The sequence below is a fragment of the Kutzneria sp. NPDC052558 genome, from assembly GCF_044547355.1.
GTDB lineage: Bacteria > Actinomycetota > Actinomycetes > Mycobacteriales > Pseudonocardiaceae > Kutzneria.
Genome location: NZ_JBIUAG010000009.1, coordinates 118722 through 127870 on the forward strand (window position 1 = coordinate 118722; position 9149 = coordinate 127870).

The 9149-nt window shown below is 70.3% G+C and carries 11 protein-coding genes; 6 read left to right on the forward strand and 5 right to left on the reverse strand.

The window, feature by feature from the left end; translation table 11 throughout:
* The first annotated feature begins 40 nt into the window (after nucleotides 1-40).
* The 5 genes from ACIG5F_RS18420 (at nucleotide 41) to ACIG5F_RS18440 (ending at nucleotide 2880) form a co-directional block, all read left to right on the forward strand.
* The gene (locus ACIG5F_RS18420; RefSeq protein ID WP_396518919.1) at nucleotides 41-646 is read left to right on the forward strand and encodes a TetR/AcrR family transcriptional regulator; all 606 of its coding nucleotides are present in this window, start codon (nucleotides 41-43) and stop codon (nucleotides 644-646) included.
* Nucleotides 647-670: 24 nt separating this feature from the next.
* Complete coding sequence (locus ACIG5F_RS18425; RefSeq protein ID WP_396518920.1) at nucleotides 671-847, forward strand: hypothetical protein; 177 nt, start codon at nucleotides 671-673, stop codon at nucleotides 845-847.
* 155 nt (nucleotides 848-1002) lie between these two features.
* A complete protein-coding gene (locus ACIG5F_RS18430) occupies nucleotides 1003-1680 on the forward strand; it encodes an alpha/beta hydrolase (RefSeq protein WP_396518921.1) in 678 nt (225 codons plus the stop codon).
* A complete protein-coding gene (locus ACIG5F_RS18435) occupies nucleotides 1677-1952 on the forward strand; it encodes a DUF6247 family protein (RefSeq protein ID WP_396518922.1) in 276 nt (91 codons plus the stop codon). Before ACIG5F_RS18430 ends, ACIG5F_RS18435 begins: the two co-directional genes overlap by 4 nt.
* A 94-nt stretch (nucleotides 1953-2046) precedes the next feature.
* Nucleotides 2047-2880 carry a chitosanase gene (locus ACIG5F_RS18440; protein WP_396518923.1) on the forward strand — a complete coding sequence of 278 codons (834 nt, stop codon included), beginning with the start codon at nucleotides 2047-2049 and terminating at the stop codon, nucleotides 2878-2880.
* A gap of 102 nt (nucleotides 2881-2982) precedes the next feature.
* Here the strand turns inward: ACIG5F_RS18440 and ACIG5F_RS18445 are convergent, their stop codons facing one another.
* From ACIG5F_RS18445 to ACIG5F_RS18465, 5 genes are read right to left on the reverse strand one after another with little or no spacing between them, the layout of a single operon-like run.
* On the reverse strand, nucleotides 2983-4095 hold the full coding sequence (locus ACIG5F_RS18445) for a Gfo/Idh/MocA family protein (protein WP_396518924.1): 1113 nt from the start codon (nucleotides 4093-4095) through the stop codon (nucleotides 2983-2985).
* Nucleotides 4092-4919 carry a sugar phosphate isomerase/epimerase family protein gene (locus tag ACIG5F_RS18450; RefSeq protein WP_396518925.1) on the reverse strand — a complete coding sequence of 276 codons (828 nt, stop codon included), beginning with the start codon at nucleotides 4917-4919 and terminating at the stop codon, nucleotides 4092-4094. The genes ACIG5F_RS18445 and ACIG5F_RS18450 overlap by 4 nt, the downstream gene beginning before the upstream one ends.
* Nucleotides 4916-5785: a carbohydrate ABC transporter permease gene (locus ACIG5F_RS18455; protein WP_396518926.1), complete on the reverse strand. Its 870-nt coding sequence runs from the start codon at nucleotides 5783-5785 to the stop codon at nucleotides 4916-4918. The genes ACIG5F_RS18450 and ACIG5F_RS18455 overlap by 4 nt, the downstream gene beginning before the upstream one ends.
* Nucleotides 5782-6666, reverse strand: a complete 885-nt coding sequence (locus ACIG5F_RS18460; protein WP_396518927.1) for a carbohydrate ABC transporter permease — start codon at nucleotides 6664-6666, stop codon at nucleotides 5782-5784. The genes ACIG5F_RS18455 and ACIG5F_RS18460 overlap by 4 nt, the downstream gene beginning before the upstream one ends.
* A gap of 21 nt (nucleotides 6667-6687) precedes the next feature.
* Complete coding sequence (locus ACIG5F_RS18465; protein WP_396518928.1) at nucleotides 6688-8001, reverse strand: ABC transporter substrate-binding protein; 1314 nt, start codon at nucleotides 7999-8001, stop codon at nucleotides 6688-6690.
* A 102-nt stretch (nucleotides 8002-8103) separates the two neighbouring features.
* Between ACIG5F_RS18465 and ACIG5F_RS18470 the strand changes: the two genes are divergently transcribed.
* Nucleotides 8104-9102, forward strand: a complete 999-nt coding sequence (locus tag ACIG5F_RS18470) for a LacI family DNA-binding transcriptional regulator (RefSeq protein WP_396518929.1) — start codon at nucleotides 8104-8106, stop codon at nucleotides 9100-9102.
* The last annotated feature ends 47 nt before the right edge of the window (nucleotides 9103-9149 follow it).

The window sequence follows — 9149 nt, forward strand, 5'->3', positions numbered from 1 at the left end:
TGGGCGGGTCAAGAGGCCGGACGCCGTGTCTACTGGTCCGATGCCTAGCAGGGAGATGTCGAACCAGCTCGGGCGTCGCGAGCGCCGTCGCATCGAGACCCGGGACCGGCTCTACACGGCCGCCATCGAGCTCTTCCTGGACCGGGGCTTCGAGGCCGCCACCATGGACGAGATCGCCGAACGCGCCGACGTCGCCCGGGCCACCGCCTTCAACTACTTCCCACAGAAGGCCGCCTTCCTGTACGAGTGGGGCCAACGCCGGCGCGCGCACGTCGCCGCGGTGATGGCCGCCGAGCACGCCGAGCAGCAGTCGGCCTCGTCACGCCTGAGGCGTTACCTCGCCGTGCTGGCCGAGCAGAACACCGCCGGCCGCGCCGCCACCGTGCGCCTCATGGACGCCTCCATCCGCCACGCCGACGCCATGCGGGAGCCCAGCCTCGACCTCAAGCTGGCCGAGCTGGTCGACGCCGGCCGGACCGCCGGCGAATTCCGGTCCGATGTGGACAGTGCGCAGGCCGGAACTTTGTTGGCGGCGGCCTACTTCACCGCCGTGCTCCGTTGGATCAGCGCCGAGCCGGAGCCGTTCGACCTGCCCACCCACCTCGACGGCATGCTGGAGCTGGCGTTGCGGGGACTGGCCAAGTAGGCCGGCCAGGTGAGCCCTGGCCAAATGGTATCCGGCCATGCACTCGTCGAGATCCTGTCCGACCGCGGCGGGCACGTCGCGTCCGAGGTCGTCACGTGGCCGACCCAGCGGGGTTATCACGACGTCGTGCTCACCGTCGACACCGACACCACCTGGACGCAGCGCCACGCCGGACGGATCGCCACCGCCGAGCAGAGCTGATCGACCGTGTGACCCCCTGATCACGCGCCGTGATCAGGGGTGTCCATCGGGGCCGGATCCGTTGCCCGCGGCGAACACGTCGCGTGGTGCGGGTTTTCCGGCCCCGGTACCGTGGCCGGAACAGCGTGGGCACGGCAGAACGGGCGGGCACGAGGATGGCTTCCGAGCTACCGACGGTGGTTCTGGTGCACGGGGCCTGGCACGGCCCCTGGTGTTGGGACGGGGTCCGCGAGCACCTCACCGCGGCCGGCCTGTCCTCGACCGCCGTGGCGCTGCCGAGCTCGGGTCCGGAGCTGGGCGGCCTGCACGACGACATCGCGGCGGTCAACGCCCGCCTCGACCAGCTCGACGGCCCGTTCGTGCTGGTCGGGCACTCCTACGGCGGTCTCCCGATCACCAGCGTGGCCGCGACCCGCGACGACGTCCGGCACGTGGTGTACGCCTGCGCGTTCGCGATCCCGCCGGGGCAGTCGCTGCTGAGCGCGGTCGGCGGCACGCCGCCGCCGTGGTGGGTTATCTCCCCGGACGACCGCACGGTGACGCCCGAGGACCCGGACAAGGTCTTCTTCAACGCCTCGACGGCGCGCCCGGCCCAGGAGCTGACCCCGCAGTCGACGCGGTCGTTCCGGGAGCCGCTGGGCGAGGCGGCCTACGGCCGGGTGCCGGCCACGTACGTGATCTGCGAGCGCGACGCCGCGATCCCGCCGTTGCTCCAGGAGCAGATGGCCGAGGGCATCGGCGCCGCGATCACCCGACTGGACGCGGACCACAGTCCGTGGCTCGGCCGTCCGGCCGAACTGGCGACGATCATCGCGGGGAGCACGCAGGAATGACCCGGTCCACTCTGGACATGGACGCCGACGAGCTGGCGGCCGAGCTGGCCGGCCTTGGCCGCACGCTGCCGCCCTTGCTGCGGCCGGAGTTCGAGAACGAGCACGACGTCGTGCGCCGCGAGGCCGCCCGCTCCGGCGACCTGACCAGCACTCGGGTGCTGCTGGCCAAGTGGCGCGGGGTGGCGGCGGCCGAGCAGAAGGACCCCGGCATCTCGCACCGGATCCTGGCCGAGGCCGCCGAACTCCAGAGCCGTAACCCCAAGACATCGTAAGGTCCGCCCCTTGACATCGTAAGGACTCTTCACGAACATTGGGGCTCCGCCGCCGAAGAAGATCCTCCACACCCTGCCCACTGGAGATGCTTCGGTGACAACCAAACACGTTCTGCGCGCGGCCCTGTCCGCCTGCGCCGTGCTCGCGCTGTGCACCACCACCACCGGCCCGGCGGCGATCGCCGCCCCCGCCCTCTCGGTCACCCGCGTGCAGGCCCAGGGCGACCTGAACGACCCGGCCAAGAAGGAAATCGCGATGGAGCTGGTCTCCAGCGCGGAGAACTCCTCGCTGGACTGGAAGGCCCAGTACAGCTACATCGAGGACATCGGCGACGGCCGCGGCTACACCGCCGGCGTCATCGGCTTCTGCTCCGGCACCGGCGACATGCTGGACCTCGTGCAGGCCTATACCAACACCAAGCCCACCAACGTGCTGGCCAAGTACCTGCCGGCGTTGAAGAAGGTCAACGGCTCCGACTCGCACTCGGGTCTGGGCGCCGCCTTCGTCAACGACTGGAAGACCGCGGCCCGGGACTCGGTGTTCCAGCAGGCCCAGAACAGCGAGCGGGACCGGGTCTACTTCACCCCCTCGGTCAACCAGGCCAAGTCCGACGGACTGGGCGCGCTGGGCCAGTTCATCTACTACGACGCGATCGTCATGCACGGCCCCGGCGACGACGGCACCTCCTTCGGCGGCATCCGCAAGACCGCGTTGAAGAAGGCCAAGACGCCGGCCCAGGGCGGCAACGAGACCACCTACCTCAACGCCTTCCTGGACGCCCGCAAGGCGGCCATGAAAACCGAGGAGGCGCACAGCGACACCTCCCGCGTCGACACCGAGCAGCGGGTCTTCCTCAACGCCGGCAACCTGGGCCTCAACCCGCCGCTGCGCTGGCAGGTCTACGGCGACCCCTACGAGATCGACTGACCCCGCCTATTCTCCACGTGAGTGGCTCATTTCGCCTTTTGGGGGCACCTGAGTGGCTCAGGTGGCTCTGGAAGCGAAATGAGCCACTCACGTACCGGAATGTCAGGGGCCGAGCGACAGGTGGACGTCGGGGTTGGCGCCGTTGAGGACGTCGGCCACCAGGACCCGGCGGCCCAGCGCCGCCGAGACGTAGACCGCGCGGACGAAAGCCAGTGACAGCAAGGCATCCTCGATGCTGACGGCCGGACGGCCGCCGGTGGTGATCGCCCGGGCGACGTCGTCATACTGGCGTCGGTGCGCCAGCACGAAGTCGTGGTCGCCACGCGGCCCGGCCGGGGTCTCGGCCAGGCCGACCTCGGCCTCGGCCTGATTGCCGGCCACCGCCCCGCCGGTGACGCCCCTGGTGGCGTCACCGGCGGCGGATGCCTTGGCGTGGAAGTACTCCAGCCGATCGTTGTCGATGATCGCCGAGCCTTCGCTGCCGTGGACCTGGATCCGCGCCGACAGCCCGGGATAGGCGGCGGTGGTGGCCAGCAGCACGGCCAGGGCGCCGGACTCGAACACCACGGTCGCGGCGACCGCGTCCTCGACCTCGACCCGTTCGTGGGCGAGCAGCGCGGCCGAGGCCTGCACCTCGACCGGACGGCCGAGGAACCAGCACAGCAGGTCGGCGGTGTGCACTCCCTGGTTCATCAGCGCGCCGCCGCCGTCGAGCCGCCAGGTGCCCCGCCAGTCGCCGCTGTCGTAGTAGTCCTGGTCCCGCCACCAGGCGACGGTCGCGACCGCCGAGGTGGGCCGGCCGAACCGGCCGCCGTGCACGGCCCGGGCCACGGCCAGGCTCGCCGGGTCGAACCGGTGCTGGCTGATCACCGACAGCACCTGGCCGCAATCCCTTGCCTCACGGGCGAATTCGGCCGCCCGCGTGACGTCGACGTCCAGCGGCTTCTCGATCACCACGTGCTTGCCGGCCTGGACCGCCTGCCGCGCCAGGTCGATGTGGGTGCCGCTGGGAGTGCAGATCACCACCAGGTCGACCTCCCGCTCCCGCAACGCTTCCGGCAGCGTGGCGAACGCGTTGTCCGCGCCCAGCAAGGCAATCGCGTTGGACGCCACCGCGTCCACCGCCGCGACCAGCTCGAAGGCCGGGTGTTCCTCGATGGCCCGGGCGTGGTGGCGGCCGATGACCCCGCAGCCCACGAGGGCGACGCGGATCATGACAGCTCCACCCCCAACTCGTCGGTGATCCGCCGCAATGCCCGCGCCGCCTGGCCGAACGCCGCCGGCCCGGAGAAGCCGCCGAGGGCGTGTGCCGCGGACAGATGCGGTTCCAGCGACACAAATCCCTGGTAGCCGTCGTCCCGCAGCGCGGTCAGGGTCTCCTTGAGTTCCCCGTCGCCCTCCCCGGCCGGCACCACCCGTCCGTCGGCGGCGATCGCGTCCTTGATCTGCACGTACTCGAGATGCGGCCGCAGGGCGGCATAGGCGTCGGTGAACGGGCGGCTGCCGACCTGCACGAAGTTGGCGCTGTCCCAGGCCACCCGCAGGTGCTCGGAGCCGATCGACTCGATCAGGTCGAGCACCCGGGCCGGGGTGTCGCCGTAGATGTCCTTCTCGTTCTCGTGCAGGAGAACGATGTCCGCCTTGGCGGCGAGCTCGGTCATGGCCCGCAGCCGCGCCAGCACGGCGTCCCGCATGTCCGCCGGATCGCGCCCCTCCTGGTAGAAGGAGAACATCCGGATGTACGGCGTGGCGAACACGTGCGCGAGATCGATCGCCACCCGCAGCCGGGCCAGCTCCGACTCCACCGGCAGGTCGAGCGAGACCTTGCCCAGCGGCGAGGCGATGGCCGACACCGCGAACCCCCGCTCGTCCACCAACTTCCGCAGCTCGCCGCGCTGATCAGTGTCGAGATCGAGCACCCCGGCGCCCCACGCGCCCCGCAGTTCGAGGTGACGAGCGCCCAGCGCCTCCAGCACCGAGAGCTGGACGACGGGATCCGAGTCGATCTCGTCGCCGAAACCGGACAGCACCCACGTCACTTGATTCCTCCCGCGGTCAGGCCGTTGACTAGGTAGCGCTGGAAAACCAGGTTGAGCAGCACCACCGGGGCCGCGCAGACCAGGGACGCGGCCATCATCTGGCCGTAGATCGGCACCGCCCCGGTGTCCTGGGTCGAGCTGAGCACCGACAGCGCCACCGCCGCGGTGCGGCTGGCCGGCGAGGTCATCACCGAGCTGAACAGCACGTCGTTCCAGCCCTGGAGGAACGAGAAGATCGCCGCCACCACGATGCCCGGCCAGCTCAGCGGCAGCACGATCCGCAGCAGCACGGTGGCCGGGCCGGCCCCGTCGATGCGGGCCGCCTCCTCGATCTCTAGAGGCAGACCTCGCAGGTAGGTGACCATCACCCAGGTCGCGAACGGCAGCGCGAAGGTCAGGTAGGTCACGAACACCGCCCACGGCGTGCCGATGATCGGCACCCGCAGGGCCGTGGACACCGAGGCGAACAGCACGAAGATGGGCAGCAGCAACAGGGTTCCGGGCACGCTCTGGAGCACCACCAGGCCCCGCAACGTGGTCAGCCGGCCCAGGAACTTGTAGCGCACCAGGACATAGGCGGTCATCACCGACACCAGCGCGCTCACCACCGCCACCGAGCCGGAGATCAGCACGCTGTTGCGCAGGCCGCCGGCCAGATCGGCGGTCTGCCAGATGCGGGCGTAGTTGTCGAAGGTGAACTGGCTGGGCCAGAAGTCGCCGGCCGCCACCGCGAGGTCGGAGTTCACCGAGGCCGACAGGATGTAGGCCAGCGGTGCCAGAACTATCAGCAGCAGCACGACAACCGCTATGACGTGGGCCGGCCGGGGCAGCACCTGGTGCACCGAGGCGGCGCGGAACCGGCTCATCGCTTCTCCCCCACGTCGAGGCGCAGGGCGCGCAGGTAGACCAGCAGCGGGATGGCCACGATCACCAGCGAGGCCACCGCGGTCGCGGCGCTGAGGCCGAACCGGAAGCTCTGGAAGCTCTGGGCGTAGGTGAGTAGCGGCAGCACCTGCACCCCGGCCGGGGCCGGCAGGCTGAACAGCACGTAGGGCACCGAGAAGTTGTTCACCGAGTGCAGGAAGGAGATCACCATCGACAGCGCCACCGGGCCGGCGATCTGCGGCAGGATCACCCTGCGCAGCTTGGCCCAGCCCAGCGCCCCGTCGATCGCCGCCGCCTCGTGCACGTCCCTGGTGATCGACTGGAGGGCGGCCAGGGTCAGCAGGTAGACGAACGGCCACGCGCTCCAGGCCTCGACCGCGACCAGGATCCAGTAGCTGGCCGGGCCGTTGAGCCACAACGGCGTCGGCAGGCCCAGGTTGCCCAGCACCCCGTTGACGATCCCGTCCGGCTTGAGGATCGTCCGCCACATCGCGCCGACCGCGAACGCCGGCAGCACATAGGGAACCAGGAACAGCGAGCGCACCAGGCCGCGGGCCGGGAACCGGTTCTGCATGGCCAGCGCGGCCGTCACCCCGATCGGCAGGCTGATCACGCACACCAGCGCCGCGGTCGAGACGCTGATCCCGATCGAGGACGGCAGCGGGGACTGGCTCAGCGCCTCGACGTAGTTGCCCAGGCCGATGAACGGCGCCAACGTCCAGTGCCGCAACGTGTACTGGTCCAGGTCGGTCAGCGACATGTAGCCGACCAGGACCAGCGGCGCCAGGATCACCACGGCCAGCAGGATCGCGCCGGGGATCAGCATCCACAGTGGACGCTCACGTCTTTCCAGCGATGCCAAGGGTTTTCCTCCCTCCGAGGACTAGCGGGCCCGGGCGACCGCGTCGGCCGCGATCTTCTGCGCCGCCTGGAGCTGCTCGGTGATCTGCGCGTCGCTGACCCCGCCCCGGGCCAACTGCGGGATCAGCTGCACGGTGACGTTGCTCAGCTGGAGCTGCACGTCGGCCCAGGCCCCGTTGAACGGCGTGCCGACCGATCCCTGCCCCGAAGCCATGATCGGCGCCAGGTCGGCCCGTCCGCCCGTCGCCTTGGCCGCGGCCGCCGCATTCGCCGGCAGCACCCCGAAGACGTCGAACAGGTGCTCCTGCTCGGCCTCGCTGGTGACCAGGTCGACGTAGTCGAACGCGAGGTCCTGGTTGAGCGAGTAGTCGGCCACCACCAAGTTGTTGCCGGACAGGATGCTGGTCGTCGGCACCCCGCCGGCCGGCACTGTGGTGTGCCCCGGCGGGATCGTCGGCATGACCGCGTAGGCGTACTTGCCCGCGACGGCCGAGCTGTCGAGCGTGTGCTGGGACAGGCCGCTGGTGCCGAGCATCATCGCCGCCTTGCCGGCCGCGAACGCCGCCAGCGTCTGGCTGTTGTTCCAGCCGACCGTGGCCGGGTCGGCCACTCCCGCGCTGCGCAAGGAGTACAGCATCCGGTAGGCGGCCAGCGTCCTCGGGTCGTCGAGGGTGACGGTTTTCCCCTGCACCAGGGGATTCCCCAGCTGCAACGTCATGTTGCGGACCAGCTTCCAGGTGTCCCCGGTGTCGCCGTAGGCGACGTCCAGCCCGTAGACCCCGTTCCCGGTCAGCTGCCTGGCCTGGGCCATCAGCCCGTCCCAGGAGTCGGCCGGGTGGTCGATGCCGGCCTTGGCGAACAGCTCCTTGTTGTAGACCAGCACATACGGCAGGCTCGTCTCCGGCACCGCGATCTCCCGGCCGGCCGGGCCGGACAGGCCCAGCGTCGCCGGCCGGAACCGCTGCTTGCCGCCGACCTTCGCCCAGTCCTGGTCGGTCAGCGTGGTGAACGCGCCCGTCGAGAAGGCCGTCGGCGTGAACGTGGTGCCGATCTCGAACACGTCCGGGCCCTGGTTGGAGATCACCGAGGTCTGCATCCGGGTCAGCACGTCGCTGGTCGAGGAGAACGTGTCGAAGGCCAGGTCGGCCCCCGTGCGCTGCTTGAACTTCTGGGCGATGTAGGCGAACCACTGCTTCTGCTGGGTGGGGTAGCTGCCGTTGACGCTCACGATCACCTGCAACGTCCGGGTCCCCGACCGTCCCGGCCCGCAGGCGCTGAGCACCGCCACCGCGGCCAGCACGAGCGCGGCCCACCAGCGGAACCGGTGTCGACCCATCACTCCTCCTCGAGTGAGCACCCCACGCGGCCGAACGTACCGGCCATGGCAAACACGTGACAATGTTTGCCATGGATTTGCCACGGTGCTTCACTGGGGCGCATGTCCGAAAAGGATCCGCGCCGGGTCACGATTCGGGACGTCGCCGCCGAGGCCGGCGTCGCGATGTCGACCGTGTCCCGCGCGCTGACCACCCCGGGCCGGGTCAACGCCGACACCCAGCGCCGCATCGCCGAGATCGCCCACCGCCTGGGCTATGTCGCGCGGACAGCGGACAAGGCCGTCCACAGTGGAACCGTGGCCGTGCTCGTCGCCGACGTCACCAACCCGTTCTACTTCGGACTGATCCGCGGCGCCCAGCGGCAGCTCAAGGCGGCCGGCTTCACCCAGCTGCTGATGGACACCGAGGAGGACCCCGAGGCCGAGCGGGACGCCCTGGCCACCGCGGCCAACCTGTGCGAGGGCATCGTCGTCTCGGCCTCCCGGCTCAGTGACAGGGAACTGACAGCTTTCGCCGCCACCCATCCCCTGGTCACCATCAACCGCACCCCTCGCCGCGTGCCCCATGTCCTGCTCGACACCCCTTCCGGCGTCTCCCAGGCCGTCGAGCACCTCGTCTCCCTGGGCCACCGCCGCCTGCTCTACGTCTCCGGCCCCACGTCCTCGTGGACCAATGTCCAGCGCTGGCGGGCCATGAAGGCCACCGCCACCCGCCTCGGGGCCACCGCCGACTGCTCCACCCCGTTCTCCCCCACCATGTCCTCCGGCGCCGCCGCAGCCGACGCCGCCCTCAACCGCCGGGCGTCGGCCTGCATCGTCTTCAACGACCTCATCGCCATCGGCATGACCATGCGCTTCCGCGAACGCGGCGTCCACGTCCCCGGCGACATCAGCATCGTCGGCTGCGACGACATCCTCGGCGCCGACTTCTGCGTGCCCGCCCTCACCACCGTCAACGCCCCCATCGAACAGGCCGGCCGCCTCGCCGTCTCCCTCCTCCAGGACATCCTCGTGCGCGGCGGCCGGGTCGACCGCACCGGCACCGTCCTGCCCACCCACCTCGTCATCCGCGCCTCCACCGGCCCCCACCGCTCCCCCTGACCAGTCCGACCGGGTCCTTGACCCGCCCAAGATCAAGGGACCGATCC

Coding starts and splice junctions, on each gene's coding strand:
- ACIG5F_RS18420 (WP_396518919.1), top strand. CDS start 41: ATGCCTAGCAGGGAGATGTCGAACCAGCTCGGGCGTCGCGAGCGCCGT.
- ACIG5F_RS18425 (WP_396518920.1), top strand. CDS start 671: ATGGTATCCGGCCATGCACTCGTCGAGATCCTGTCCGACCGCGGCGGG.
- ACIG5F_RS18430 (WP_396518921.1), top strand. CDS start 1,003: ATGGCTTCCGAGCTACCGACGGTGGTTCTGGTGCACGGGGCCTGGCAC.
- ACIG5F_RS18435 (WP_396518922.1), top strand. CDS start 1,677: ATGACCCGGTCCACTCTGGACATGGACGCCGACGAGCTGGCGGCCGAG.
- ACIG5F_RS18445 (WP_396518924.1), bottom strand. CDS start 4,095: ATGATCCGCGTCGCCCTCGTGGGCTGCGGGGTCATCGGCCGCCACCAC.
- ACIG5F_RS18455 (WP_396518926.1), bottom strand. CDS start 5,785: ATGAGCCGGTTCCGCGCCGCCTCGGTGCACCAGGTGCTGCCCCGGCCG.
- ACIG5F_RS18465 (WP_396518928.1), bottom strand. CDS start 8,001: ATGGGTCGACACCGGTTCCGCTGGTGGGCCGCGCTCGTGCTGGCCGCG.
- ACIG5F_RS18470 (WP_396518929.1), top strand. CDS start 8,104: ATGTCCGAAAAGGATCCGCGCCGGGTCACGATTCGGGACGTCGCCGCC.